At 73.2% G+C, this 26,279-nt stretch carries 22 protein-coding genes; 15 read left to right on the forward strand and 7 right to left on the reverse strand.

Annotation, left to right across the window (positions count from 1 at the left end):
- Positions 1–130: 130 nt before the first annotated feature.
- The 9 genes from ACFVHK_RS01360 to ACFVHK_RS01400 all read left to right on the forward strand — a co-directional run bounded on the left by ACFVHK_RS01360 (position 131) and on the right by ACFVHK_RS01400 (position 10,105).
- A complete protein-coding gene (locus tag ACFVHK_RS01360; protein WP_376927647.1) occupies positions 131–1,894 on the forward strand; it encodes a nitrite/sulfite reductase in 1,764 nt (587 codons plus the stop codon).
- Complete coding sequence (locus tag ACFVHK_RS01365; RefSeq protein WP_376927246.1) at positions 1,891–2,646, forward strand: phosphoadenylyl-sulfate reductase; 756 nt, start codon at positions 1,891–1,893, stop codon at positions 2,644–2,646. Before ACFVHK_RS01360 ends, ACFVHK_RS01365 begins: the two co-directional genes overlap by 4 nt.
- Positions 2,643–3,587 carry a sulfate adenylyltransferase subunit CysD gene (gene cysD, locus ACFVHK_RS01370; protein WP_376927247.1) on the forward strand — a complete coding sequence of 315 codons (945 nt, stop codon included), beginning with the start codon at positions 2,643–2,645 and terminating at the stop codon, positions 3,585–3,587. Before ACFVHK_RS01365 ends, cysD begins: the two co-directional genes overlap by 4 nt.
- Positions 3,587–4,954, forward strand: a complete 1,368-nt coding sequence (locus ACFVHK_RS01375) for a sulfate adenylyltransferase subunit 1 (protein WP_376927248.1) — start codon at positions 3,587–3,589, stop codon at positions 4,952–4,954. The genes cysD and ACFVHK_RS01375 overlap by 1 nt, the downstream gene beginning before the upstream one ends.
- On the forward strand, positions 4,951–6,063 hold the full coding sequence (locus ACFVHK_RS01380) for an ABC transporter substrate-binding protein (RefSeq protein ID WP_376927249.1): 1,113 nt from the start codon (positions 4,951–4,953) through the stop codon (positions 6,061–6,063). The genes ACFVHK_RS01375 and ACFVHK_RS01380 overlap by 4 nt, the downstream gene beginning before the upstream one ends.
- Positions 6,060–6,809 (forward strand): ABC transporter ATP-binding protein, encoded by a 750-nt coding sequence (locus ACFVHK_RS01385; protein WP_376927250.1) that lies wholly within the window; start codon positions 6,060–6,062, stop codon positions 6,807–6,809. The genes ACFVHK_RS01380 and ACFVHK_RS01385 overlap by 4 nt, the downstream gene beginning before the upstream one ends.
- Positions 6,799–7,782: an ABC transporter permease gene (locus ACFVHK_RS01390; RefSeq protein WP_376927251.1), complete on the forward strand. Its 984-nt coding sequence runs from the start codon at positions 6,799–6,801 to the stop codon at positions 7,780–7,782. Before ACFVHK_RS01385 ends, ACFVHK_RS01390 begins: the two co-directional genes overlap by 11 nt.
- Complete coding sequence (cobA, locus tag ACFVHK_RS01395; protein ID WP_376927252.1) at positions 7,779–8,618, forward strand: uroporphyrinogen-III C-methyltransferase; 840 nt, start codon at positions 7,779–7,781, stop codon at positions 8,616–8,618. The genes ACFVHK_RS01390 and cobA overlap by 4 nt, the downstream gene beginning before the upstream one ends.
- Positions 8,619–8,680: 62 nt before the next feature.
- The gene (locus ACFVHK_RS01400) at positions 8,681–10,105 is read left to right on the forward strand and encodes an FAD-dependent oxidoreductase (protein ID WP_376927253.1); all 1,425 of its coding nucleotides are present in this window, start codon (positions 8,681–8,683) and stop codon (positions 10,103–10,105) included.
- Between the two features lie 70 nt (positions 10,106–10,175).
- Here the strand turns inward: ACFVHK_RS01400 and ACFVHK_RS01405 are convergent, their stop codons facing one another.
- Positions 10,176–10,847 carry a TetR/AcrR family transcriptional regulator gene (locus ACFVHK_RS01405; RefSeq protein ID WP_376927254.1) on the reverse strand — a complete coding sequence of 224 codons (672 nt, stop codon included), beginning with the start codon at positions 10,845–10,847 and terminating at the stop codon, positions 10,176–10,178.
- 72 nt (positions 10,848–10,919) lie between these two features.
- Between ACFVHK_RS01405 and ACFVHK_RS01410 the strand changes: the two genes are divergently transcribed.
- Positions 10,920–11,852, forward strand: coding sequence for an alpha/beta fold hydrolase (locus ACFVHK_RS01410; protein ID WP_376927255.1), 933 nt, complete (start codon positions 10,920–10,922; stop codon positions 11,850–11,852).
- A gap of 29 nt (positions 11,853–11,881) precedes the next feature.
- Here ACFVHK_RS01410 and ACFVHK_RS01415 read toward each other — a convergent pair whose 3' ends face one another.
- Genes ACFVHK_RS01415 through ACFVHK_RS01425 form a run of 3 tightly spaced genes read right to left on the reverse strand, consistent with a single transcriptional unit; the run spans position 11,882 to position 14,708 of the window.
- A complete protein-coding gene (locus tag ACFVHK_RS01415; RefSeq protein WP_376927256.1) occupies positions 11,882–12,757 on the reverse strand; it encodes a glycosyltransferase in 876 nt (291 codons plus the stop codon).
- 56 nt (positions 12,758–12,813) lie between these two features.
- Positions 12,814–13,983 carry a glycosyltransferase family 4 protein gene (locus ACFVHK_RS01420; protein WP_376927257.1) on the reverse strand — a complete coding sequence of 390 codons (1,170 nt, stop codon included), beginning with the start codon at positions 13,981–13,983 and terminating at the stop codon, positions 12,814–12,816.
- Positions 13,980–14,708: an arsenate reductase/protein-tyrosine-phosphatase family protein gene (locus ACFVHK_RS01425; RefSeq protein WP_376927258.1), complete on the reverse strand. Its 729-nt coding sequence runs from the start codon at positions 14,706–14,708 to the stop codon at positions 13,980–13,982. Before ACFVHK_RS01425 ends, ACFVHK_RS01420 begins: the two co-directional genes overlap by 4 nt.
- 81 nt (positions 14,709–14,789) lie before the next feature.
- On the opposite strand from ACFVHK_RS01425, the gene ACFVHK_RS01430 reads away from it, so the two are divergent.
- Positions 14,790–17,948 carry a glycosyltransferase gene (locus ACFVHK_RS01430; protein WP_376927259.1) on the forward strand — a complete coding sequence of 1,053 codons (3,159 nt, stop codon included), beginning with the start codon at positions 14,790–14,792 and terminating at the stop codon, positions 17,946–17,948.
- A 12-nt stretch (positions 17,949–17,960) separates the two neighbouring features.
- Here the strand turns inward: ACFVHK_RS01430 and ACFVHK_RS01435 are convergent, their stop codons facing one another.
- Positions 17,961–19,040 carry a glycosyltransferase family 4 protein gene (locus ACFVHK_RS01435; protein WP_376927260.1) on the reverse strand — a complete coding sequence of 360 codons (1,080 nt, stop codon included), beginning with the start codon at positions 19,038–19,040 and terminating at the stop codon, positions 17,961–17,963.
- A 118-nt stretch (positions 19,041–19,158) separates the two neighbouring features.
- Here ACFVHK_RS01435 and ACFVHK_RS01440 point away from each other — a divergent pair, with 118 nt between their 5' ends.
- Entirely contained in the window at positions 19,159–20,376 is a 1,218-nt protein-coding gene (locus ACFVHK_RS01440) for a glycosyltransferase family 4 protein (RefSeq protein WP_376927261.1), read from the forward strand.
- Complete coding sequence (locus ACFVHK_RS01445; RefSeq protein WP_376927262.1) at positions 20,373–21,410, forward strand: glycosyltransferase; 1,038 nt, start codon at positions 20,373–20,375, stop codon at positions 21,408–21,410. Before ACFVHK_RS01440 ends, ACFVHK_RS01445 begins: the two co-directional genes overlap by 4 nt.
- A gap of 37 nt (positions 21,411–21,447) precedes the next feature.
- Here ACFVHK_RS01445 and ACFVHK_RS01450 read toward each other — a convergent pair whose 3' ends face one another.
- Positions 21,448–22,587: a glycosyltransferase family 4 protein gene (locus tag ACFVHK_RS01450; RefSeq protein WP_376927263.1), complete on the reverse strand. Its 1,140-nt coding sequence runs from the start codon at positions 22,585–22,587 to the stop codon at positions 21,448–21,450.
- Positions 22,588–22,674: 87 nt separating this feature from the next.
- Here ACFVHK_RS01450 and ACFVHK_RS01455 point away from each other — a divergent pair, with 87 nt between their 5' ends.
- The gene (locus tag ACFVHK_RS01455; RefSeq protein ID WP_376927264.1) at positions 22,675–23,796 is read left to right on the forward strand and encodes a glycosyltransferase; all 1,122 of its coding nucleotides are present in this window, start codon (positions 22,675–22,677) and stop codon (positions 23,794–23,796) included.
- 27 nt (positions 23,797–23,823) lie between these two features.
- Here the strand turns inward: ACFVHK_RS01455 and ACFVHK_RS01460 are convergent, their stop codons facing one another.
- Positions 23,824–24,927, reverse strand: a complete 1,104-nt coding sequence (locus ACFVHK_RS01460) for a polysaccharide pyruvyl transferase family protein (RefSeq protein WP_376927265.1) — start codon at positions 24,925–24,927, stop codon at positions 23,824–23,826.
- A 182-nt stretch (positions 24,928–25,109) separates the two neighbouring features.
- Here ACFVHK_RS01460 and ACFVHK_RS01465 point away from each other — a divergent pair, with 182 nt between their 5' ends.
- The gene (locus ACFVHK_RS01465) at positions 25,110–26,279 is read left to right on the forward strand and encodes a glycosyltransferase family 4 protein (protein WP_376927266.1); all 1,170 of its coding nucleotides are present in this window, start codon (positions 25,110–25,112) and stop codon (positions 26,277–26,279) included.

Consider the following 26,279-nt stretch of genomic DNA (forward strand, 5'->3'; position numbering starts at 1 on the left):
TCGCCGTGCGACGCCTCGTGACACGGGGTGACCGTGCGTGACGGAGCCGGGTTCCGGCATCCGCCCGACCCCCGTACCTTCGTCGACACGTGCCCCGAACGGGGTGCGGACGAGGAGGGGAACCGTGACGATCGAGACGACGGATGCCGCGACGCGCGCACCGCGCGCCGAGCGTGCCGAGCGCCCCGCGAGCGCCGACCGCCCGGCGCGCGGCGTCCGCCCGCCGCGCCCGTCGACCCGCCCGAACGGGCAGTGGAAGGTCGACGGGACGGCGCCGCTCAACGCCAACGAGGAGTGGAAGCAGGAGGACGGCGGCCTCGCGGTGCGCGAGCGCATCGAGCGGATCTACGCCGACGGCGGCTTCGCCTCGATCGACCCGACCGACCTCCACGGCCGGTTCCGGTGGTGGGGCCTGTACACGCAGCGCAAGCCCGGCATCGACGGCGGCCGCACCGCCACGCTCGAACCGCACGAGCTCGAGGACGAGTACTTCATGCTCCGCGTCCGCATCGACGGCGGGCAGCTGACCACCGAGCAGCTCCGGGTCATCGGCGGCATCTCGACCGAGTTCGGTCGCGACACCGCCGACCTCACCGACCGGCAGAACATCCAGCTCCACTGGATCCGCGTCGAGGACGTGCCCGAGATCTGGCGCCGCCTCGAGGCGGTCGGCCTCGGCACGACCGAGGCGTGCGGCGACGTGCCGCGCGTCGTCCTCGGCTCGCCCGTCGCCGGCATCGCCGCCGACGAGCTCATCGACCCGACCCCGCAGATCGACGAGATCACGAGCCGGTTCATCGGCGACGAGTCGCTCGCGAACCTGCCGCGCAAGTTCAAGTCGGCGATCACCGGCCACCCGAGCCAGGACGTCGTGCACGAGATCAACGACGTCGCGTTCGTCGCGGTCGAGCACCCCGAGCTCGGCGTCGGGTACGACCTCTGGGTCGGCGGCGGGCTGTCGACGGCGCCTCGGCTCGCGGAGCGGCTCGGCGTGTTCGTGGCGCCCGACCGAGTGGCCGAGGCCTGGCACGGCGTCGCGCAGATCTTCCGCGACTACGGCTACCGCCGGCTGCGCAACAAGGCGCGCCTGAAGTTCCTGCTCGCCGACTGGGGCGTCGAGCGGTTCCGCGAGGTGCTCGAGTCCGAGTACCTCGGGCACCCGCTGCCCGACGGTCCGGCGGCGCCGACCCCGCTGACCACCGGCGACCACGTCGGCGTGCACCGCCAGAAGGACGGCCGGTTCTACATCGGCGCGACGCCCATCGTCGGGCGCGTCTCCGGCCCGACGCTCACCGCGCTGGCCGACCTCGTCGAGTCGCACGGGTCGACGAGGCTGCGCACCACGCCGCACCAGAAGGTCGTCATCCTCGACATCCCCGAGGAGCGCGTCGAATCGCTCGTCTCGGGCCTCGACGAGCTCGGCCTGCAGGCTCGGCCGAGCCTCATCCGCCGCGGCACCATCGCGTGCACCGGCATCGAGTTCTGCAAGCTCGCGATCGTCGAGACCAAGGCGTTCGCCACGGCCGCCGTGCTCGAGCTCGAGGAGCGCCTCGACGCGTTCGACCTGCCGCACCCCATCAGCCTGCACGTCAACGGATGCCCCAACTCGTGCGCTCGCATCCAGACCGCCGACATCGGGCTCAAGGGCCAGCTCGTCACGATCGACGGCGAGCAGGTGCCCGGGTACCAGGTGCACCTCGGCGGCGGACTCGCCTCGCAGGACCGCGACGAGGCGGGCCTCGGCCGCACCGTGCGCGGCCTGAAGGTCACGGCCGACGGCATCGCCGACTACGTCGCCCGCGTGGTCACCCGCTTCCTCGACGAGCGCGACACGGACGCCGACGAGACCTTCGCGCAGTGGGCGCACCGCGCCGACGAGGAGGCGCTGCGATGAGCGCGCGGAACCTCGGGCTCGAGCCCGCCCCGAGCACGGGTCGCCGTCCGGCCGACGAGCTGCACGCGCTCGCCGCCGCCGGCAACGCCCAGCTCGGCAGCCTGACCGACCACGAGGCATCCGCCGCCGAGGTCGTCGCCTGGGTCGCCGCGAACTTCGAGACGGATGCCGCGGCGGTCGCCTGCTCGATGGCCGACGCCGCACTGCCGCACCTGGTGGCGCAGCAGCTGCCGGGCGTCGACGTCCTGTTCCTCGACACCGGCTACCACTTCGCCGAGACGCGCGTCACCCGTGACGAGGTCGCCCGGCAGATCGACGTGCGCGTGGTCGACGTGCTGCCCGAGCAGACCGTCGCCGAGCAGGACGCGGAGTTCGGCGCGGAGCTGTTCGCGCGCGACCCCGCCCTGTGCTGCGCGCGCCGCAAGGTCGAGCCGCTGCAGCGCGCGCTCGGCGGCTACGAGGTCTGGTTCACGGGCGTGCGCCGCGACGAGGCGCCGACGCGAACCCGCACGCCGCTCGTGACGTACGACGAACGGAATGGCCTCGTGAAGGTCAATCCCGTCGCGGCATGGAGCTTCGACGACCTCCTCGACTACGCGGGCGAGCACCGGGTGCCCGTGAACCTCCTCATGTCGCACGGCTACCCCTCCATCGGCTGCGAGCCGTGCACGAAGCCCGTCGCCGCGGGCGAGGACCCGAGGTCCGGCCGCTGGGCCGGCCTCGCCAAGACGGAATGCGGGTTGCACCTGTGAGCGAGAACCTGACCACGACGGATGCCGCGGCATCCGCCGCACGCACCTCGTCCCTCGACGCGCTCGACGCGCTGGAGGCCGAGGCCATCCACGTGATCCGCGAGGTCGTCGCCGAGTTCGAGCGGCCCGTGCTGCTGTTCTCCGGGGGCAAGGACTCCGTCGTGGTGCTCCACCTGGCGACCAAGGCGTTCTGGCCCGCGAAGGTGCCGTTCCCCGTGCTGCACGTCGACACCGGCCACAACTTCCCCGAGGTGCTGCGGTTCCGCGACGAGACGGTCGCGCGCCTCGGCATCCGCCTCGAGGTCGCGTCGGTGCAGGACTACCTCGACGACGGCCGCCTGCAGGAGCGCGCCGACGGCACGCGCAATCCCCTGCAGACCCAGCCGCTGCTCGACGCCATCGCCGCCGGACGGCACGACGCGGTGTTCGGCGGCGCGCGACGCGATGAGGACAAGGCCCGCGCCAAGGAGCGCATCATCTCGCTGCGGGACGAGTTCGGGCAGTGGGACCCGCGCAACCAGCGGCCCGAGCTCTGGACGCTCTACAACGGCCGGCACACGGTCGGGCAGCACGTGCGCGCGTTCCCGATCTCGAACTGGACCGAGCTCGACGTGTGGCGCTACATCGAGCGCGAGGGCATCGCCCTCCCGCCGCTCTACTTCGCCCACGAGCGCGACGTCTATGCGCGCGACGGCATGTGGCTCGCGGTGAGCGACGTCTCCGCTCCCCGCGCGGGCGAAACGGTCGAGCGGCGCACCGTCCGCTACCGCACCGTGGGCGACCTGAGCTGCACGGGCGCGGTCGTCTCGGACGCCGCGACGGTGTCGGACATCGTGCGCGAGGTCGCGGCATCCACGCTCACCGAGCGCGGCGCGACCCGCGCCGACGACCGCCTCTCCGAGGCGGCCATGGAGGACCGGAAGAAGGACGGGTACTTCTGATGAGCACGACGACGCCCACGACGACCGGCACCGCGACGACCGGCGGCGCGGCCGCTCCGGCGACCGGGTCGCTGTTCCGGTTCGCGACCGCCGGGTCGGTCGACGACGGCAAGTCGACGCTCGTCGGTCGCCTGCTGCACGACTCGAAGGCGATCCTCGCCGACCAGCTCGAGTCGGTCACGCGCACGTCCGCCGAGCGGGGCTTCGGCGGCGAGCCGGGTGCGATCGACTTCGCGCTCCTCACCGACGGCCTGCGCGCCGAGCGCGAGCAGGGCATCACGATCGACGTCGCCTACCGCTACTTCACGACCGGCCGCCGGTCGTTCATCCTGGCCGACTGCCCCGGCCACGTGCAGTACACCCGCAACATGGTCACCGGCTCCGCCACCGCCGACGCCGTCGTCGTCCTCGTCGACGTGCGCAACGGCGTGCTCGAGCAGACCCGCCGCCACCTCGCGGTCGTGCAGCTGCTCCGCGTGCCGCACGTCGTCGTCGCCGTCAACAAGATCGACCTGGTCGGCTACGACCAGGCCGCGTTCGATTCGGTCGCCGCCGACGTCGCCGACCTCGCGCGCGACCTCGGCCTGTCCGATGCGCACGTCATCCCGGTGTCGGCCCTCGCGGGCGACAACGTCGTCGAGCGGTCGGCGAACACGCCCTGGTACGACGGGCCGAGCCTGCTCGAACTGCTCGAGGAGCTCTCGACGATCGACGAGCTCGAGACCGACCTCGAGGCGCTCCGCCTGCCCGTCCAGCTCGTGATCCGTCCGCAGGGCGGCCTCTCGCCCGAGCTGACGGATGCCGCGGCCGACGCGTTCCGCGACCACCGCGCGTTCGCCGGGCGCATCGAATCGGGCACGGTGCGGGTCGGCGACCCGGTCGAGGTGTTCCCCGCCGGCGTGCGCACGACCGTCACGGGCATCCGCCGCGGGTCCGAGGCGCTCGCCGAGGCATCCGCCCCGCTCTCGGTCGCGCTCGAGCTCGCCGACCCGGTCGACGCCGCACGCGGCGCGGTCATCGCCGCCGCCGGGTCGCTGCCCGCGCCGCGGCGCGAGCTCGACGCCGACGTGTTCCAGCTCGACGGCCGGCCGCTCACGACCGGTGCGCGGGTCCTCGTGAAGCACGGCACCACGACCGTGCAGGCGATCGTCGCCGACATCCGCGGCCGCCTCGACCTCGACACGCTCGAGACGACGCCCGCCGCGTCGCTCGCGACCAACGACATCGGACTCGTCCGGCTGAAGCTCGCCACCGACCTCGCGGCCCTGCCGTACGCCGCGCACCGCCGCGCGGGCGCGTTCCTCGTCATCCACCCGCAGGACGGCGCGACGCTCGCCGCCGGCATCGTCGTGGAGTCGACGGCGTGACCCGCCGCGGGCTCGGTGCACAGCTCGGCGAACTCGTCGCCGGCGTCGCGGTCGCCGCGGCGATCGTCATCGTGCCCGTGGTGGTCGGCTCCGTCGGACGGGCCGCCGCAGAGGGGCCCGGCGCGACCGGGGCGACGGATGCCGCGACCCTCCGGCTCGGCTACTTCGCGAACGTCACGCACCTGCCCGCCCTGGTCGGCCTCGAGGCCGGCCTCATCGCCGAGGAGCTGGGCGAGGTCTCGACCGAACTCGCGCCGCAGGCGTTCGCCGCCGGACCGGCCGCCGTCGAGGCGCTGAGCGCCGGGGCGATCGACGCCGCGTACCTCGGACCGAGCCCGGCGATCAACAGCTTCGTGCAGTCGGGCGGCGCCTCGCTCCGGATCGTCGCGGGCGCGGTCGGCGGCGGTGCCGCGCTCGTCGTGCGCGACGGGATCGACGGCGCCGACGACCTGCGCGGCGCGACCCTCGCCACGCCGCAGCTCGGCAACACGCAGGACGTCGCCCTGCGCACCTGGCTCGCCGACCACGGCCTCGAGACCTCGCCGACGGGTGCGGGCGACGTCGACATCGTGCCGACCGACAACGCGCGCACGCTGCAGCTCTTCGCCGCCGGCGCCCTCGACGGCGCGTGGCTGCCCGAGCCGTGGGCGTCGCGGCTCGTCCTCGAGGCGGGCGCGAGCGTGCTCGTCGACGAGGCCGAGCTCTGGCCGGACGGCGAGTACCCGACGACGCTGCTCGTCGTGCGCACCGAGTACCTCGAGGACCACCCCGACGCGGTCGCCGCGTTGGTGGCCGGCCACGCGGCATCCGTCGACTGGATCGGAACGCACCCCGACGAGGTGCCCGAGCTCGTGAACGCGCGCCTTCGCGCCGACGCGGGCGCGCCGCTGCCCGACGCCGTGCTCGACCGCGCGCTCGCGCACGTCGACCCGACCGTCGACCCGTTCGCCGCGACGCTGCCGGTCCTCCAGCGACGGGCCGTCGCGGCGGGGACGGCGAACGGCGGCGAGCTCGCGGGGATCCTCGACCTCGGCCCGCTCGACGCCCTGCGCGCCGCGGCCGGGCACGACCCGATCGCGGGCGCGGGGCTCGAAGGCGGGTCGCGATGAGCGCGGCGCCGGCCATCCGCCTGACCGGCGTCGGCAAGCGGTACGCCGCCGACGGCCCCGTGGTGCTCGACGGCATCGACCTCGCGGTCGCGCCCGGCGAGTTCGCGTGCCTCCTCGGTGCGTCCGGATGCGGCAAGTCGACGCTCCTCGGACTGATCGCCGGGCTCGAGCGGCCGAGCACCGGCACGATCGAGGTCGACGGCCGCGCCGCGGTGATGTTCCAGGAGGCGTCGCTGCTGCCGTGGCTGAGCGCCCGCCGCAACGTCGAGCTCGCGCTGCGCTTCGGCGACGCCGGCCTCCCGCGCGCCGCGCGCCGCGCCCGAGCGCTCGAGCTGCTCGACCTCGTGCACCTCGCGGACGCCGCGGAGAAGCGGCCGCACGAGCTCTCGGGCGGCATGCGGCAGCGGGTCGCGCTCGCGCGCGCGCTCGCGCAGGACCGCTCGGTGCTGCTGATGGACGAGCCGTTCGCCGCGCTCGACGCGATCACGCGCGACCTGCTGCACGAGGAGCTCGAGCGCGTCTGGCGCGAGACCGGCCGCACGATCGTCTTCGTCACGCACAACGTGCGCGAGGCCGCGCGGCTCGGGCAGCGGGTGCTGCTCATGTCGAGCCGTCCGGGCCGGATCGTGAACGAGTGGCGCATCGCCGACGACGGTCCCCGCCGCATCGAGTCGCCCACCGTGTCCGAGCTCTCGGTCGAGATCACCGAGCACCTGCGAAGGGAGATCCGTCGCAATGCCGCATGACCTGCTGCCTTCCGCCACCGCCGCCACCGCCCCGGACCGCGAGTTGCCACTTGCGCCGGGAACCAGCCGCGCGAACCCGCCACATGTGGCAACCCGATCGCGTTCGGGCGGCGATGACGACCTGCGCACGCTCGAGGCCGGGCTCGACCGACTCCAGACGAGCGCCGAACGGCGCACGCCGTGGTGGCGTCGCGCGATCGACGGCGTGCTGCCGCCCGTGCTGCTCCTCGTCGTGCTCGTCGCCGCGTGGCAGGCCTACACGGTCATCGCGCAGCCCCGGCCCGACCTCGCGCCCGGACCGCTCGACGTCGCCGCAGCGCTCGGCCAGGCGTGGGAGGACGGCCGCCTGCAGCTCGCCGTGACGACGAGCCTCGAGCGCGGCGTCCTCGGCTTCCTCATCGCGGTCGCCGTCGGCACGCCGCTCGGGCTGCTGCTCGCCGAGTGGGCGCCGCTCCGCCGTGCCCTCGGCCCGCTGATCTCGGGCCTGCAGGTGCTGCCGTCGGTGGCCTGGGTGCCCGCCGCGATCCTCTGGTTCGGGCTGTCGGACGCCACGGTGTACTTCGTCGTGCTGATGGGCGCGATCCCGTCGATCGTGAACGGGCTCGTCGCCGGCGTCGCCCAGGTTCCGCCGCAGCTCCGGCGGGTCGGAACGGTGCTCGGCGCGTCGCGGCTCGAGCTCGCGGCATCCGTCGTGCTGCCGGCCGCCCTGCCCGGCTACCTCGCCGGACTCAAGCAGGGCTGGGCGTTCTCGTGGCGCTCGCTCATGGCCGCCGAGATCATCGCGTTCGGCGGGTCGATCGGCTTCGGCGTCGGCTCGCTGCTCCAGCAGGGCCGCGACCTCGCCGACCTGGCGAGCGTGCTCGGCACCATCCTCGTGATCCTCGCCATCGGCGTCGTGATCGAGCTGCTCGTCTTCGCCCCGGTCGAGCGCGGGATGCTGCGCCGCCGCGGACTCACGGGAGGAACCCCATGACCGAGAACACGTTCGAGAACCCCCCGACGGATGCCGCGGGGCGCGACGCCCACGCGGGCGGCGCCGACCGCGGCCACGTCGCGCTCGTCGGCGCGGGTCCCGGCGACCCCGGGCTCATCACCCTGCGCGGCCTCCGCGCCCTCGAGGCGGCCGACGTGATCGTCGCCGACCGCCTCGGCGCGCGCGCCGTGCTCGACGGGCTCGCCGCCGAGGGCGTCCAGCTCTCGGCCGAGGTCGTCGACGTCGGCAAGCTGCCGGGCCACCACGCGGTGCCGCAGGACGCGATCAACGAGCTGCTCGTCACGCTCGCGCAGGGCGGCAGGCGGGTCGTCCGCCTCAAGGGCGGCGACCCGTACGTGTTCGGCCGCGGGGGCGAGGAGCTCGCGTACTGCCGCGAGCGCGGCGTCGACGTCGAGGTCGTGCCGGGCATCACGAGCGCCGTCTCGGTGCCCGCGATCGCCGGCATCCCCCTCACCCACCGCGGGCTCGCGACGACGTTCACGGTCGTCACGGGCCACGACCAGATCCGCGCGCTGGGTGGCGGACGCGACCACACGGTCGTGCTGCTCATGGGCGTCGGAACGCTCGCGAACTCCGCGATCACGCTCGCCCGCGGCGAGCGCGGGGGCGAGTGCCCCGTCGCGATCGTGGAGGATGGGTACGGCCCTCGCCAACGAGTGACGATCGGCACGCTCGACACGATCGCCCACCAGGCGGCGGTGCGGGGCGTGCGGTCGCCCGCGGTCGTGGTGGTCGGCGACGTCGTGCGGCTCAGCCCGTACGCGCCCGCCGAGCTCGCGGCATCCGCCCTCACGGCGCCGCCGGCCATCGACTGACCCGCCGTCCACCCCGTCCCGTCCAGACCTACCCCTGCACTCCTCCGAAAGGCCATGCCCCCATGACCCTCTCCCTCCGTGTCGCGATCGTCGGCGCCGGCCCCGCCGGCATCTACGCGGGCAACATCCTCCGCCGCCAGGTCGACGAGGCCGGCGGCGAGGTCGCGATCGACCTGTTCGAGTCGCTGCCCGCGCCGTACGGCCTGATCCGCTACGGCGTCGCGCCCGACCACCCGCGCATCAAGGGCATCGTGAACTCGCTGCACGAGATGCTCGACGAGGGCACGATCCGCCTCATCGGCAACGTCGAGGTGGGCCGCGACGTCACGGTCGACGAGCTGCGCAAGCGCTACGACGCCGTGATCTTCGCGACGGGCGCCCTGAAGGACGCTCCGCTCGAGATCCCCGGCATCGACCTGCCCGGCTCGTACGGCGCGGCCGACCTCGTGGCCTGGTACGACGGGCACCCCGACGTGCCGCGCGACTGGCCGCTCGAGGCCGAGTCGATCGCGGTGATCGGCAACGGCAACGTGGCGCTCGACGTGGCGCGGGTGCTCGCGAAGCACCCGGCCGACCTGCTCTCGACCGACATCCCGGCGAACGTGCACGCGGGGCTGCTGGCCTCGCCCGTGACCGACGTGCACGTGTTCGGCCGACGCGGGCCGTCGCAGGTGAAGTTCACGCCGATCGAGCTGCGCGAGCTCGGCGAGGTGCCCGACGTCGACATCGTCGTGTACGACGACGACTTCGCGCGGGCCGAGGGCGACGAGCACGCCGCGCACCTGCTCGCGACGAACAACCAGGTCAAGGTGATGACGCGCACACTGAACGGATGGCGCACGCCCTCCGACTGGGAGCCGACCGCGTCGCGCCGCCTGCACCTGCACTTCTTCCACTCGCCCGTCGAGGTGCTCGGCGCCGACGCCGTCGAGGGCGTGCGCTTCGAGCGCACCCGTCCGGTCGGCGACGGCTCGGTCGTCGGCACGGGCGAGTTCGTCGACGTGCCCGTGCAGGCCGTGTACCGGGCGGTCGGCTACGCGAGCTCGCCGATCGCGGGCGTGCCGTTCGACGAGTCGGCGCGCGTGATCCCCAACGACGGCGGGCGGGTGACGGATGCCTCCGGCGCCCCCGTCGCCGGCGTCTACGCCACCGGCTGGATCAAGCGCGGCCCCGTCGGGCTCATCGGGCACACCAAGGGCGACGCCCTCGAGACGATCACGAACCTGGTGGCCGACGCGCACGCAGGCGTGCTCGCCGCGCCCGGGGCCGCACCGACGGTCGATGCGGCCGAGGGCGACGAGGTGCTCGAATTGCTCGAGGCGCGCGGCATCCGCTTCACTACCTGGGCCGGATGGCTCGCGCTCGACGCGCACGAGCGCTCGCTCGGCGAGGCGTTCGAGGGTCCGGTCGCGCGCGAGCGCGTGAAGGTCGTGCCGCGCGACGAGCAGGTCGACCTCTCGCGCGACGGCGCGCTCGTCGCCGGCTGACGCCGGCCCTCTCGTCGCGAGGGTCGTCGCGGGTGCCGGTCCTCCGGACCCGCGGCGACCGCGCGGAGCGTCAGTCGTCGGAGACGGCGGCGAACACGTCGATCGCGGCGGGATCGGCGCCGGCGGCGCGCAGGCGTGCGGCGATGCCGCGCCGGGCGCGCGCGTACGAGGCGTTCGTGCCGTGCATGACCGAGTCGCGGTTGGCGAGGTCGAGCAGGGCGGTGAACTCGAAGGCGAGCTGCTCGGGGTCGTCGAGGGCGAGGAGTTCGCCGCCGTCGCGGGCGTAGCCGAGCGAGACCGAGAGGTACCCGTTCCACTCGAGGAGCGAGCGATCGATCGCGTCGTGCACGTCGCCCGGCTTGGCGTCGAAGTCGGCCGCCGCCTCGGCGAAGAAGCATCCGCCCGGGAACACGCGGTCGCGCGAGTACGTGATCCACCCGTCGAGGAGGGCGATGACGCGACCGAGCCCGCGCGGCAGCTCGCGGGCGGGCGTGATGACCGACTCGACGAACCGCTGCCGGGCGGCCTCGACGGTCGCGAGCTGCAGCCGTTCCTTGCTGCCGAACAGCGTGGCGACGCCGCTCTTGCTGACGGATGCCGCGTCGGCGATGCGGCCGATCGAGAGCTGGTCGAGGCCCTCGACCGACGCGAGGTCGACGGCGGCGGCGAGCACCTGTCGTCGCGACGCGTCGCCCCTGACGCGCCGGCCGTCCATGACTCCGCTGGAGGTTTCTGCGCTCACCCTCTCGATTTTACGCACGAACGTTCGTATACTCAACACACGACCGTTCGTATTCATTGATCGGAGAGCCCCGTGTCCACCATCGCCGAGACCGCGACCGCCGCCGCACTCCTCAGCCGCGTCGCCGCCATCCGCGCGGCCGAACTCATCTCCCCCGAGGCGTCCGCCGCGGCCGCCCTGCCGCTCTTCATGCGCGTCGGCGGGCGCCTGCCCGTCCGCCCATCCGACCGCGCGGTGCACGCCGCCGCGACGCGCTCCACCATCCGCGTGCGCGGGCGCGACCTCGCGACCTACGAATGGGGCACCGGGCCCGACACGATCCTGCTGGTCCACGGATGGCGCGGCCGCGCGTCGCAGTTCGCGCCCATCGTGCGGGAGCTGCGCGCCGAGGGCTTCCGCCTGCTCGCGTTCGAGGCGCCCGCCAACGGCGAGTCTCCGGGTCGGCGGACCGACATCCGCGACTGGCTCGCCGCGATCCACGCCCTGCAGGCCCGCGAGGGCCGCTTCCACACGATCATCGGGCACTCGTTCGGCGCCATGGCGGCCCGAGCGGCGATCGGCGACGGCGTCTCCGCGGGCGGCGTCGTGGCGATCGCCGGACCCTCGCGGGCGCGCTTCCTCGTCGACGCGTTCGCCGGGCGGATCGGCGCACGCCCCGCCACGGCGGACGCGCTCGCCGCGCGCTTCGCGCGCCGCATCCTGCCCGACCTCGCCGACCCGTGGCCCCGGTTCGACGGCGCCGCGAACCCGCTGCCCGAGCGGATGCCGCTGCTCGTCGTGCACGACCGCGGCGACCGCGAGGTCCCCGCGAGCGAGGGCACCCGGCTGCACGACGCGCACGGCGACCGCTCGCGCCTCGTGCTCACGGACGGCGCGGGCCACAACCGCGTGCTCGGCGCGGATGCGACGCTCGATGCGGTCACCGCGTTCGTGACGGGCGGACTCGCCGGACTCGACGGGCTCGCGCGGGACGTCCCCAGCAGGGCCGTCCCGAGCACGACCTGAGCGTCGCCGCGCCGACCCGCCCGGTCAAGTCACGGCTCGAACACGCGGAACCGGATCGAGCCGGCGATCCTCCCCGCGCGCCGCGCCGCTCGACCGACCCAGTCGCGTCTTCCGTCGACCGACCAGATCGAGAACGGAGCCATCGCGACCAGGCCGAGCACGCGGACGATCGCGCCGGCGGAGGACGAGCGCGGGATGCCGTGCTCGCGGAAGAGCACGTAGAGCTGGACCGAGCCGATGCCCCACCGGTACTGCTGACGCCAGAGTTCGCGGAGCGATGTCCGCATCAGATAGCTGACGTGCGCCCCGTCGACGCGGACGAGCGGGTGACCGCGCAGTTGCACGTCCCAGCAGAACGCCGTGTCCATGCTCGCAAGCATCGACTCGCGGAACCCGCCGACCTCGTCGAACACCTTCGCGCTGACGCCGAGGTTGTTGGTGGCGGCCGCGTCGAGGAAGCCCTTCGACGGCAGGATCGCCGACCACCGGGTCGTCCGTCCCATCCCCGCCCGCGGATCGGACGCGGACTCGTGTGACGCGGTGGACACTCCGGCGATGAACGAGTGCTCCGCGGCCGCGGCCGCCATGGCCGCGAGCCAACCCGGCTCGGCGACGTCGTCGGCATCCAGGAACAGCAGGTAGTCGCCCGACGCGTTCTCGGCCGCGACGTTCCGGGCATGGCTTCCGCCGCGAACCGACGAGGCGTCGACCACGCGCAGTTCGGGGAGCCGGTCCCGCCATGCCTCGGCCCGGGCGACGGTGTCGTCGCGAGAGCCGTTGTCGGCGACGATCACCTCCCATCGGCCCTGCCACTGCTGTCCCGCCAGGGCCTCGAGCTGGGTGCCGATGGTCGTCGCCGCGTTCCGTGCGGGGATGATCACGGAGAGGTAGGGCGACTCGGGCACTCGCTCATCGTAGGCAACGGCGTCGGCGTCGCTCTAGAGGCATCCGCCGGAATGTTCTACCTACCGACCGCCGCGAGCACCCGCAGGTACACCTCGAGATGGGCCCGCGCCACCGCGAGGTCGTCGAGCAGACCAGGCGTCGAGGCGGCCGCACCTGAGAGTCGGGCACGCAACGCGGGGTCCTCGTCGAGCCGCGTGAACGCGGCGGCGAGCGCGTCGACATCGCGTGGTGGCACGAGCAGCCCGTTCTCGAGGTCGGCGACCCACTCGGTCGGGCCGCCCTCACCGGCTGCGACCACCACACGCCCGGCGGCGAGGTATTGCAGCACGTTCTGGCCGAGCGGTTCGGGCCGCGTCGAGTACTGCACGGCGACGTCCCAGGTATCGAGCAGTCGCGCCACGTCGTCCACGTGTCCGAGGACGTCGACCTGCGCGCCGACGTCGAGCTCATCGGCCCGACGGCGCAGCTCCTCGAGGTACCCCTCATGTCCGAACGGGGCGCCGCCGGCGAATTGCAGGCGGATGTCGCGGCCCGCGAACGCGCGGGCGAACGCTTCCAGGAGTTCGCCCTGGCCCTTCCACGGATCGATGCGGGCGAGCATGCCGACGGTGCGCAGCGGCGCGTCGGCGCTGACGCGCAGCGCGGCGCCGACCGTGAGCCCAGATGCGCTGGGCACGACCTCGGCGACGGCGTCGGACCGCAGGAACGGCCGGGCTGAGGCGAGCGTCGCGCGCGAGTTCGCGATGACGCCGTCGGCGCGCGGCAGGACAACTCGGGTCATGAGGGCATGCCCGGCGCCACCGAGTGCGTCGGGCTCGACGAGGTCGCGCAGATGGACGACGAACGGCGCGCGGGAGAACCGCGCGGCGAGCGCGCCGTATGCCGCAGCGCGCGCGGTGTTGGCGTCGACGAGATCGGCGGAGCGGAACGCCGCAGACCCGCGGACGGCGATCGCCTGCACCGCGAGCCGCGCCCCGAACCCGACCGCGGCGAGCGGTCCGCCGGAGCTCGCACCGGCGGGCTGCGGGATGCCGACGGCCCGCCGTGGCACGCGCGGCGGCATCGCGTCCCACACGTTCGGGCCGGAGCCGAGCGGGGGCGTCTGCAGCACGGCCGTCCAGTCGGGCCGGGCCTCGAGCATCCGGATGAGCGCGAGTTCGGCACCGCCCGATGCGCCGGTGTGGTCGAGGTGGAGCACGCGAACCCGCCCCTTCGGCTCGCTCACGTGTCGCGCCTGCCGAACCAGCGGCGCCGGCGATCGCTCGACGCCGCCCGGAAGGCCGAGCCACCGGGTGCCTCGCTGCGCTCGAGGGCCTCGAACGGGAAGGCCTCCGGGTCGGCGATCGTCTCGAGCACCGCGTCGACCTCGGCCTTCGGCATCCCGAACAGCGAGGCGGCGATGGCCGTCAGCGGCGGGACCTCCTCACGGGCCATGTCGCGGTACGCCTCATCGTCGCGCCCCTGCGGGTCGGTGATGTCGCCGTCGTCGGCCGCACCGAGTTCGCGGCGTCGGCTGAAGGCGGCGATCCTGGCGCGGAGTTCGTCGATGGATGTCGGCGCCCGTGACGGCCCGAATCGTGCGGCGATCCCTCCCGCCTCGCGGATCGTGAATGTCGACCGCAGCCTGGACGGCACGATGGCGAGGACGCCGTCGCGGTGGGCGACATCCGCCACGAGGACCAGGTCGGCGCGCCGGAGCGCGCGCTCGTCGATCTGAGCCGCGCGATGCGACTGGCCGTCGGCACCGAGGCGCTCGGCGATCTCCCGCGTGCGGCTGCGCATGGGCCGGCCCGCGGGCGCCGCGAGGCCGGCGCTCGTGACGACGACGTGGGCCGCGACCTCCGGCGACAGGTACCAATCGGCCCAGGTGCGGAGCAGAGCGGCCGCGAGCGCGGAGCGGTTGATGTTGCCGGTGCAGACCACGAGCACGCGGAATTCCTCGGAATCCATGCGCGATCACCCCCGGCTCGCCACGACCGGGGAGCGGGGCCCCGGATAAGGTTTCTGCAGAGGATTCTAGAGGGGGGTGCGGTGCGCGTACTCAGGGTCTCGCACAGCGCCGTCGTCGACGAGTGGCGCGGTCGCGAGCGCGCGCTCGCCGCGCTCGGAGTCGACGTCGAGCTGTGCAGCGCTCGAAAGTGGCACGCCGGAGGCTCTCCGGTCGCGCTGCAGCCACGACCCGACGAGCACGTGCGCGGCGTGCGCACGTTCGGGGGGCACCCGGCGCTCTTCGTCTACGACCCGCTGCCGCTGTGGCGGGCACTCGGCGGCGAGTTCGACGTCATCGACGTCCACGAGGAGCCGTTCGCGCTCGCGACCGCCGAGATCCTCCTCCTGCGAGCGCTGCGCAGGCGCGCGCGGCGCACGCCGGTGGTGCTCTACACCGCGCAGAACCTGCGCAAGCGCTACCCGATCCCGTTCCGCTGGCTCGAGCGTCGGGCGCTGCGCACCGCATCCGGCATCTCGGCGTGCAACGCCGAGGCGGCGCGCATCGCGGAGGGCAAGGGCTTCGTCGGCCGTGCGCGGGTCATCCCGCTGGGCGTCGACCTCGAGCGGTTCAGGGCGGCGGATGCTCCGGGGCCGGCGGATCCGCCGACGCACGCGCCCCTCGACCCGGCCGCGCCGATCACCGTGGGCTTCATCGGCCGACTCGTGCCCGAGAAGGGCCTGCTCGTGCTGCTCGATGCGCTCGCGCGCGAACCGCGCCTTCGCCTGCGCGTCGTCGGGACCGGCCCGCTGGCGCCCGAGCTGCTCGCGCGCGCGGCATCCGTCGGCGTCGGAGACCGCGTCGAGCTCGTCGGCGCCGCGGACCCGGCGGACATCCCCGAGGTGCTTCGGTCCTTCGACGTGCTCGCGGTTCCGTCACTGCCGACGCCGTCGTGGACCGAGCAGTTCGGGCGCGTGGCCATCGAGGCGATGGCCTGCGGCGTTCCGGTCGTGTCGAGCGATGCCGGCGCCCTGCCCGACGTGGTCGGCGGCGCGGGCCTCGTCGTCCCCGCGGGCGACGCGGACGCACTCGCCGAGGCGCTCGTCGCAGCGTCCGGTCCCGGCGCCGCCGCGCTGCGGGACGCAGGCTTCGCACGTGCGGAGGACTGCAGCTGGGGGGCGGTCGGGCGCGACTACCTCGACCTGTACCGTTCGATCGTGCACGAGGCATCCGTCGCCCCCGAGCCGACGCCCGCGCTCGAGATCATCGTCGTCGCCTACGGCGCCCCCGAGCTGCTGCGTCGAGCGCTCGAGCCGGTCGCGGGCCTCCCGGTCACGGTCGTCGACAATTCCTCTCTGCCGGCGATCCGTGAGCTGTGCGATGAGCTCGGCGTGCGCTACCTCGATCCCGGCCGCAACGGCGGCTTCGCGGCCGGCGTCAACCACGGTCTGGCGAACCGGATCGCGCCCGGCGCCGACGTGCTGCTGCTGAACCCCGACGCCGAGATCTCGCCCGACGACGTCGAGCTGCTGCACCGCGAGCTGCGCGCGCGCCCCGATCTCGCGAGCGTCGGCCCCGCCCAGGTCGACGAGCAGGGACACGAGGCGCGCGTCGAGTGGTGGCTGCCGTCGCCGACGGGGACCTGGCTCGAGGCCGTCGGGCTCGCGCGGCTCCGCCGCGACCCGTCGTACGTGATCGGCTCCGTCATGCTGCTGCGGGCGGAGGCGCTCGACCAGGTCGGATGGTTCGACGCGCGCTACTTCCTCTACGCCGAGGAGGCCGACTGGGCCTACCGCGCGCACCGGCTCGGCTGGCGGCACGCGGTCGTGCCCGAGGCCCGCGCGGTGCACGTCGGCGCCGGGACGGGCGGCGATCCGCGGCGGCGCGAAGCGCACTTCCACGCGTCGCAGGAGCGCTTCCTCCGCAAGCACTTCGGCACGGTCGGCTGGCAGTGGGCGCGCGTCGGGCAGTGGCTCGGCGCGACCGCGCGCTCGGTCGTCCTCCCCGGTGAACGCGGCCGCGCCGCGCGGCGGCGGGCGGCGATCTACCGGCTCGGGCCGACGCGCGTGGAAGCGCGGTTCCGGCGAGCGGAGGCCCCGGACAGCGAGCGCGACGCCACCGTGCGGAGGATCGCGCTCGTCACGTCGTCGTACGCCCCGCATTTCGGCGGCGTCGAGGAGCACGTCCGCCAGGTCGCGCACGAACTCTCGCAGCGGGCCGACACCGTGGTCGAGGTGTGGTCGGTCGACCGGGGCGAGCATCTCGGGACTCGCGACGTCGACGGCATCGTGGTGCGATACCTGCCGACGCCGTTGCCTGCCCGCAACCTCCGCTCGCTGCTGTCCCTGGTCCGCACCGTACCCTCGGCCTGGCTCGCATGGTCGCGGGCCCGGCGGTCGTTCCGGCCCGAGCTGCTCCACGTCCACTGCTTCGGACCGAACGGCGTCTACGCACTCGTGCTCGGCCGACTCTGGCGACTGCCGATCGCCGTGACCTCGCACGGCGAGACCTCGGCCGACGATCGGGGCGCGTTCGCGCGGTCCGCGCTGCTTCGGCGTGCGCTTCGCGCCGCGATCGCACGCGCGCGATTCGTCACCGCACCGTCGGAGTGGGTGCTCGACGAACTGCGCACGTCGTACGGCCTGGTCGGTGGCAGCGTGGTGCCGAACGGAGTCGCGACGACCGTCGGACTCCCCGACCCAGCGCACCGGCTCAGTGCCCTGGACGACCCTCGGGCGTACTTCGCCGCGGTCGGCCGCCTCGGCCCCCTGAAGGGCTTCGACCTGCTGCTCGACGCCTTCGCCGATGCCGGGCTGCCAGACGACACACGACTGCTCATCGGCGGCGACGGACCCGAGCGCGGCACGATCGAGCGACGGATCACCGACCTCGGCCTCGGAGGTCGGGCCGAACTCCTCGGCCGCCTCGACCCCGCACAGGTCGCCGACGTGATGCAGCGATCGATCGCGGTCGCGGTTCCCAGTCGACTCGAGCCGTTCGGCATCGTCGCCCTCGAAGCCTGGCGCGCCCGCGCCGCCCTCATCATGACCAACCGAGGGGGAGGGCCGGAGTTCGTGCACGACGGGGTCGACGGGCTCCTCGTCGACCCCCTCGATCGCGACGCACTCGCGGACGCCTTGCGCCGGATCCACGACGATGCCGAACTCCGAACGCGGCTCGCGCGCACGGGTCATGCCCGAGTGCCCGAGTTCAGTTGGCCAGGCGTCGCGGCGGCGTATCGCGCGCGCTACGAGCTCGCGTGACCTCGACGCCGATCAGGCGAGCGAGCGCCAGACGTCCGCATGCCCGCGCGCTGAAGCGTCCCACGTGAACCCGGCGGCCCGGGATCGCCCGGCGGCCACGAGCGCGGCGATCGCCGGGTCGTCGCGGGTGACCGCGAGGAGCCCGTCGGCGACACCCGGCCCGGTGGGGTCGACGAGCACGGCGGCGTCGCCGGCGACCTCGGGGAGGCTGCTCGTGCGGGCGGCGACGACCGGCACGTTGGCGGCCATGGCCTCGAGCACCGGCAGCCCGAACCCCTCGTAGAGCGAGGGGACGACGACGGCCGCCGCCCCGGCGACGAGCCCCGGGACGAGACCGTCGGCGACGCGGCCCAGCAGCCGAGTCCCGGGCATGCCCTCGAAGAGCGCGGTGCGCGCCGGGTGGGCGGGCCCACTCAGCACGAGCGTGAGGTCCGGGCGTTCCCGATGCACTCGCGGCCACGCCTCGGCGAGCGCCGAGAGGTTCTTCCGGTTCGATGCGCCGCCGGCGTGCAGCACGTAGCGCTCGGGCAGTCGCAGTTCGGCTCGCTGCGCCTCGCTCAGGGGCGCAGCATCGAAGAAGGCGTCGTCGATGCCGTTGTGCACGACGTACGGGTCGCGGATGCCGAGGAACTCGATCGCCTCGTTGGCGCTGAACTCCGACACGCAGATCACGGCGTGCGCTCGTCGTGCCTCCTCGGCCGCTGCTGCGACCGGCGGCGACTCGTCGGGGAACTTCCACGCGACGACGTCGTGCAGGGTGATGACATCGCCGTCCGGCGCCGGGGGCAACTCGAGGTTCATCCGGTGCGTGAGGGTATCGCCGGAGTAGAGGAGGCGGCCCAGCTGCCGCCGGATCCCCGGCGAGGCCTTCGTGACCGGGCCGAACGGAAGGCGGCGGTTGCCCGGGAGGGAGGAGCTCATCGAGCGGAAGACCGCCCTGCGGACCGCCCAGCCGTCGCCGAGCGCACCCGCAGCGCGCTCGGCGATGCGCTCCTGGTAGACCGACGCGCCCATCGGCGCCTCGGTCGCGACGGTCGCGATGGTGAGCAACGCCGGAGCACGGCGGGAGCGGTCACCAGCGCTGTTCTGCACGACAACCGAGCATACGGGCTGCACTCCGCGCACCGGGCCCGCGGGGCCGGTGGGGATAAGGTTGCTGCTGAGTTCCGGCGAGGCGAGGCGCCGTGCGATCGTGAACGCAGGGAGTGACGTGGCTGCAGCATCCGAGGCGTCGAACGCCTCCGAGTTGCCCAGAACCCTGCCCGCCGACGCGATCCGGGCCGACGCCACCGCGACGACGCCACTCCACATCGTGCAGATCGCACCGGCCATCACCCGCGGGAGCGGCGTCGAGGGAGTGGCGTTCAACCTCGAACGCGAGTTCCGAGCCAGGGGCGCGACCGTCGAGCGCTTCACCGCCGCGACGGCGGGTCGGGCCCCTCGCGACAGCCGGAGGTCGACGATCGGGACGCACCTCGACCGAGCCCGGAACGTGATCTGGTTCAGCACGGTGGGCACCGCCAGGGCGAAGCGCTTCCTCGCCGAGCGACCGGACGCGGTCAGCATCTGCCACAACGACGTGCTCGCGGGCGACGTCTATGTGAACCACGGCCTGCTCCAGGTCGCGATGCGGGCACGGGGGAACTACTTCTGGCGGATGGTGCGCAATCCCGTGCACCTGTTCACCGCGGCGCGAGACCGCCTGCGGTACCGCGGGGGCGCCCACCGCGCCGTGGTCGCCCTCACCGAGCACGAGGCGGAGCTGCTCGTGTCGACCTACGGCCGTGTGCGTCCACCCATCCGGGTGATCCCGAACGGGGTCGACACCGAGATGTTCAGGCCTGCCACCTCAGAGGAGCGCTCCGCCGCGCGCGCCGAAATCGGCCTGCCCGATCACCTCATGCTCGCCGTGTTCGTCGGCCACGAGTTCGAGCGGAAGGGCCTGCCGCTCGTCATAGCGGCGCTCGTCCGGGCCCCCGGGGTCGGCCTCATCGTGGTCGGCGGCACGACCGCGATGATCCGACAGGCGGAAGAGGTCGCCCGCCGTCACGGGGTGATCGAACGGATCGCCTTCGTCGGGCGCCGATCCGACGTCGTGCCCTGCTATCACGCCGCGGACGTGTTCGTCCTGCCCAGCCACTACGAGTCGAGCGGGCTCGTCTTCCTCGAGGCGCTCGCCTGCGGGCTCCCCGTCGTCGCGACCCGGGTCGGGTTCGCGCCTGAACTCGTCGTCGACGGCGAGAACGGGCACCTCGTCGAGCTCGACCCCGCGCAGATCGGCGCACGCCTGCACGACCTCTCGCAGCGCGACCTCACCGGGTGGCACGAGCGATCCCGTCGCACGGCCGAGGACCACGGCTGGCCGGCGATCGCCGACCGGTACCTCGACCTGCTCTCGGACCTTCGCGGGCAGCGGCGGACCCGGTGAGCGCGTCGTTGCGCATCCTGCACGCGATCCGGTCCGACGGATTCTCCGGGGTCGAGCGGTTCGTCCTCCGCCTCGCAGGCCAGCAGCGCGCCGACGGGCACGACGTCGCGGTGATCGGCGGCGCCGTCGAGCCGATGCGCGAGGCCCTCGACCCGATCGGCGTTCCCCACACCGCCGCGACCGGCACCCAGGATGTGGCGCGTGCGGTCCGTCGACTCGCGTCGAGATCCGATGTCGTCAACACGCACATGACCGCCGCTGAGCTCGGCGTGGCGGCCGGCCTCGCCGGTCGTGCGCGACGCCCGGCGGTGGTCGCCACCCGCCACTTCGCCAAGCCGCACGGACGTGTCGGTCCGGTGCCCGTGAGCCTGCTGGTCCGGCCGTTCGTCGACGCGCAGATCTCGATCAGCCGCGCGGTCGCCGCGGCGATCGACGGCGAGAGCACGGTGGTGCACTCCGGCGTGGAGACGCGCCCGATCCGCGACGGCTCGCTTCGAACGCGCACCGTGCTCATGGCCCAGCGATTGCAGCCGGAGAAGCACGGGCACATCGGCATCCGCGCCTTCGCCGCCGCCGGACTCGCAGACGACGGATGGCGCCTGGAGATCGCCGGGCAGGGCCCCGAACAGGCCGCCCTCGAGGGATCGGCTCGCGATCTCGGCATCGAGCACGCCGTGCGATTCCTCGGCTACCGCGCCGACCTGCCCGACGTCATGGATCGCGCCGGGCTGCTCATCGCACCGTGCCCGATCGAGGGACTCGGCCTGACGGTGATCGAGGCGATGGCGGGTGGGCTCCCGGTCGTCGCGGCGGGCGCCGCCGGCCACCTCGACGTCTTCGAGGGGCTCGAGGAGCGCTGCCTCTTCACTGCCGACGACGCCGACGACGCCGGTCGGCTGCTCCGGCACCTCGCCGACGATGCGGAAGCCCGGTCGATCCTCGGCGCCGACGCGCACGCGGTGCAGCAGCGCCGCTTCTCGTTGGTCGCCCAGGCGGCCGGTACGGAACGGGTGTACCGGAGCGTGCTGCGCTGAGCCCGGGGCAGCTCGCGCGCTCCGGGGCGAACGTGCCTCAACGACCGCGTTCGGCGGCGACCTGCCCGGCCAGTTCGAGGTAGCGGCGGGCGACATCGGCCCACGTCCATCCGGCGACGCTCGCGCGCGCCCGCTCGCGCCACGCGGCGAGGTCTGCCGCCGCGAGCTGCTCCAACCGGCCGGCGATCTCGGCGGCGTCGTGCCCGACGAGGAATCCGTTCTCGCCGTCGCGGACGAGTTCGGCGGCCACGCCCACCGGGGTGGCCACGACGGGCAGCCCGCACGCGAGCGCCTCGAGGAAGACGAGCCCGCTCGACTCGTAGTGGCTCGGCAGCACGAACATGTCGGCCGCGGCGAGGAACGACCGCACCTCGCCGCGCTGGCCCACGAAGAGGACGCGATCGGCGACGCCGAGTCGCTCGGCGTCGGCCTTCGCACGTTCGAGCAGGCGCGCGTTCCCGCCGACGACCATCAGCAGCACGGTCGGTGCCGACGCCATCGCCTCGAGCACGATCGGCAGGCCCTTGCGATCGAACTCGTGGCCGACGAAGACGGCGACCCGGTCGTCGTCATCGAGCTGGAACCGCTCGCGCGCCTCGCGACGCTCGAGATCGGTGGGCGGCCGGAACCGCTCGAGGTCGACGCCGTTGGGGATCACGGTGATCGGAGGCCGCACCCGGCCGTAGGTCCGCTTCAGCACGTCGATCTCGGCGTCGCTCAGCACGACGATCCGGCGATGGATGCCGGAGCGATAGCGGATCACGTCGCGCACGTGAGTGAAGATGTGCGTCGGATCGCGCAGGAATCGCAGTGTCGAGTTGCCGCGAGCGCGCATCGCGGCGAGCAGCACACCGTGGTTGACGTAGACATCGCCCGCCATCGCGTTGTTGTGGCAGATCGAGACCGCGTCCGGCCGCTCGGCGAGGAACGCCTTCGCCCGCCGTGTGCCGACGAGGCTGAACCAGATCATGCGCTGCGCCTGGGCGATGCGAGCAGTGCGCCATCCTCGCACCCGCACCTCGCGCAGCCCGTGCGCCGCCGACGCCAGAGTGAAGTTCTCGACCTCCGCCCCGAGCGCTCGCAGCTCGCGATCGAGGTTCCAGGCGACGCCGGCGACCCCGCTCCCCGAGCCGATGAACGGCACGATCTGCACGATGCGCATCGGTCCTCCCGGCACCACGATATCGTCGCCCCGACCGCTCGAGTTCGCCGCGGCGGGCGTCGGCTACCCTGAATCGTCACCCCTCCCCGCGGACGGAGCCGCATGCCCGATCTCATCGTCGTCTCGCTCGAGGGCTGGGATCAGGTCTGGCGGCGCAACCAGCACCTCGTCGCCGGCCTGCTCGAACGCGACCCGGCGCTGCGCGTCCTGTTCGTCGAACCGCCCGCAGACCCCACGCACGACCTCCGGTCGAAGCGACGCCCGCGCGTCGGAGCCGGACTGGGCGAGATCGACGGCGTCGCACCGGGCCGCCTGCACCGACTGCAGCTGACGAAGCGGATGCCCCGCCGCCTCGACCCCCGCGCCGACGACCGTCTCGCCCACGGCATCACGCGCGCGGCCGAACGACTCGGCATGCGGCATCCGCTGCTCTGGATCAACGACCCCGGGATGGCGGTCCTCGCCGAGCGAACCGGATGGCCCACGCTCTACGACGTCACGGACGACTGGCTCGCCGCCGACCGCCCTGCCGCCGAGCTGGAGCGGCTCGCCGCCTGCGAGGCGACGCTCATGCGGCTCGCGCGCGAGGTCGTCGTGTGCTCGCCCGAGCTGGTGCGGCGCAAGTCGGCGGTTCGCGAGGTGACCCTCATCCCCAACGCGGTCGATGCCGCCGCCTACCGCCGGCCGATGCCGAGGCCGGGCGACCTGCCGGACGGCCCCGTCGCCCTCTACCTCGGCACGCTGCACCGCGATCGGCTCGACGTCGCGCTCTGCGCGGCGACCGCGCGCGCCATCGGACCGGATGCCTCGCTCGTGCTCGTCGGCCCGAACGCGCTGACCACGACCGAGCGGGAGCTCCTGCGCGCAGCCGGCGTCGTGCTGCTCGGACCACGTCCGCGCGACCAGGTCGTCGGCTACCTGCAGCACGCCGACGTGCTCGTGGTGCCGCACGTCGTGACGACCTTCACCGACAGCCTCGACCCGATCAAGCTCTACGAGTACCAGGCCGTCGGTCGACCTGTCGTCTCGACGCCCGTCGCCGGCTTCCGTGACGTGGACGATCCGCGCATCACGATCGCAAGTGAGGAGCACTTCGCGGATGCAGTGTCGGCGTCGTTGCCTGCTCGTTGGCGGTTCCCCGACGGCATCGAGGGGCCCGTGGCCGACTGGAGCGAGCGAGCGGAGGCGATGGGGCGAGTGATGGGTCGGATTCGCGCGGCCTGACGGTGCGTCGGGCCGGATCGCAGACGCTCACCGCGGCGACTCGTTCAGCGCGCTGCTCAGGAATCCCCTCGATTCGCCGCGTGCGCGTTCGACGGACGCCTCGGCCGGGGCCCAGTCGAAATCGACCTCGAACCGAATCCCGCCAGATCGATCAGCGCTCGACGGAACGCCGTACAGGCCCAGCAGGGACTGCACGCGATCGTCGGTGGGATGTCGGCGGCGCGCCAGCAATGGCCTGCGGTACCTCATCGCGAAGACGGCCGCGTGGAATGAGTCGGTCACGACGACCTCTGCGTGAGCGATCGCCGCGACGAACCCACGCGGGTCCAGCCGTGCCGACGCGGCCACGGAAAGATCGTTCAGGTCGATGAGCGGTACGTCGACGCGTAGCGACGACAACCACTCCTGCCCGTGAGGCCGCGCGAGGAGGAATTGGACGCCGTACGGCTGGGACGGGACCTCTGCGTCCATGATCAACGCGTCCCATACGCTTCGATCGACCAGGACGGTGGGGTCGACGACGACCGGCACGGTCCGACCGGTGAGCTCCTCGACGAGCTCGGACCCGCGCGGCTCGCGCACCGAGACGTGCGGGATCGCGGCGATCCGTTCGGCGTAGCGGGAACGGAGGTATCGAGGGATGGTCGGAGTCCCGAAGCTCGCCGCGTAGGCGATGCGCTTGTCCGGCGCCGCGAACGTGAGGAAGTCGAATCCGCCCGCGCGACGATACGCGGGATTCCAGATCTGGTCGGATCCTGCGACGACCTTGTCGTAGCGATCCGCCCAACCGTCCGGTGCCGAGTGATCGAATGCCTCGACCGAACGCGCCGTCGAGGAACGGGCGAACTCCGCGATCGCATCTCGCCGCACACCGGCGAACGGAGGGCCGACCTCGGCCTCGGGGATCAGTCGCCGCCGGACTCGCTGGACGAGACTTGGCGGATCGGAGACCAAATCGTGCACGAGCCGAGGAATCAGCGTCGATCGGGGCCACGGCCCCGCCCTGTTCCTGATCGTCTCCGGCTGCCAGCCGAGATCGCGCAGCGCGAACTGCAAGGCGTAATTCTGGAGCCGGTTGCCGAAGTTCCCATCGTCGTCGATCGTGGCGATCCCGACCGTGCGCCCGTTCATCGCCCGATCAACTCCCCCACGCAGCGCCGGCTCGAATCCTCCATGGGTGAACACCGTAGTCGTTCGAGTCGCCTGGGCGGCTTGCCGGTGTCGACGGAGCAACGTCGTCCGCGGACGGTTCGAGGGCTGCACTACTGTAGGCGTCGGTGCCGGAGTAGTGACGCATAGGGAGCGACGACCATATGGCGGGCAAGCCGACGATCGTGTTCGTCAACAACAGTCGCGAGACGTTCACGCCCGTCGTGAGCGGCGCCATCGCGACCTGCGTGCTCAATGTGGGTCGCGTGGCGCTCGCGCAGGGCTACGACTGCCCGGTGATCACGCGGAAGGCCATCGGCGTCGACGAGTACGAGTGGCCCGAGCTGCGATTCGTGCGTGGCATCAAGTGGCCGTCGCCCCTGCCGGCCAAGCTGCTTCGGATCCGCCGTCGGCTGACCGGGTGGCGGGCACCGGACCAGTGGGTCTACGCACGCGACGTCCTGGCCGAGCTCAAGCGGCTCCGCCCGCAGGTCGCGATCGTGAACAACGACCCGGAGGTCGCGGTCTTCCTCAGCCGCCGGCTCCCCTCGGTGCAGGTCGTGCACTGGTTCCACAACCTGGAAATGTCGAGCGATCGGTTCCGTCGCAATTACGCACGCGACCGCCGTCTCCGCTCGGTCGCGGTCAGCGCGTATGTCGCACGCGCGATCGAGCAGGTCTACAAGCTGCGTCCGTTCACCGTGTCGACGGTGCTCAACGGCGTCGACACCGAGCAGTTCGGGATCGAGCGGACCTCACCGCTCCCGACGGTCGGCTTCGTCGGGCGGCTCTCGGTCGAGAAGGCGCCTGACGTTCTGGCGGATGCCTGCGTGCGCGTCGCCGAACGCGGCACTCGGTTTCGACTGCAGATCGTCGGCGACACGAACTTCGGGTTCTCGGCGGGCAATCCGTATTACGACCGCCTGAATGCACGCATCGCCGACCTCGAGCGGGAGGGCATCGAGGTCGTGCGTACCGGCCACCTGGACCGCGGCCAGATCGCGGGCGCACTTGCCGCGAGCGACATCCACGTCACCCCATCTCGCTGGGACGAGCCCTGCGCGCTGACGATCCTCGAGGGCCTCGCCAGCGGCCAGGCCGTGGTCGGCAGCGCCACAGGCGGCACGCCCGAACTGATCTCGGACGCCGGACTCCTCTTCCCCCGCGATGACGCGGGAGCGCTCGCCGACGTCCTCGACGGACTCATCCGCGACCCGGAGGCGAGGGCATCGTGGGGGGCGCGCGCACGCCGACGCGCGGAATCGCTCACATGGGCCAAGACGTGGGGCGGACTCGCGTCCGCCGCGGGGATCCGCGACGCTGAGGCGGTCTGA

This window comes from Agromyces binzhouensis, assembly GCF_042672355.1.
Taxonomy (GTDB): Bacteria; Actinomycetota; Actinomycetes; order Actinomycetales; family Microbacteriaceae; genus Agromyces; species Agromyces binzhouensis.

Bases quoted from the DNA above. Each gene is read 5' to 3' on its own strand.
- ACFVHK_RS01400 (WP_376927253.1), top strand. From the start codon at position 8,681: ATGACCCTCTCCCTCCGTGTCGCGATCGTCGGCGCCGGCCCCGCCGGC.
- ACFVHK_RS01375 (WP_376927248.1), top strand. From the start codon at position 3,587: ATGAGCACGACGACGCCCACGACGACCGGCACCGCGACGACCGGCGGC.
- ACFVHK_RS01465 (WP_376927266.1), top strand. From the start codon at position 25,110: ATGGCGGGCAAGCCGACGATCGTGTTCGTCAACAACAGTCGCGAGACG.
- ACFVHK_RS01460 (WP_376927265.1), bottom strand. From the start codon at position 24,927: ATGAACGGGCGCACGGTCGGGATCGCCACGATCGACGACGATGGGAAC.
- ACFVHK_RS01425 (WP_376927258.1), bottom strand. From the start codon at position 14,708: ATGGATTCCGAGGAATTCCGCGTGCTCGTGGTCTGCACCGGCAACATC.
- cobA (WP_376927252.1), top strand. From the start codon at position 7,779: ATGACCGAGAACACGTTCGAGAACCCCCCGACGGATGCCGCGGGGCGC.
- ACFVHK_RS01365 (WP_376927246.1), top strand. From the start codon at position 1,891: ATGAGCGCGCGGAACCTCGGGCTCGAGCCCGCCCCGAGCACGGGTCGC.
- ACFVHK_RS01385 (WP_376927250.1), top strand. From the start codon at position 6,060: ATGAGCGCGGCGCCGGCCATCCGCCTGACCGGCGTCGGCAAGCGGTAC.
- ACFVHK_RS01390 (WP_376927251.1), top strand. From the start codon at position 6,799: ATGCCGCATGACCTGCTGCCTTCCGCCACCGCCGCCACCGCCCCGGAC.
- ACFVHK_RS01455 (WP_376927264.1), top strand. From the start codon at position 22,675: ATGCCCGATCTCATCGTCGTCTCGCTCGAGGGCTGGGATCAGGTCTGG.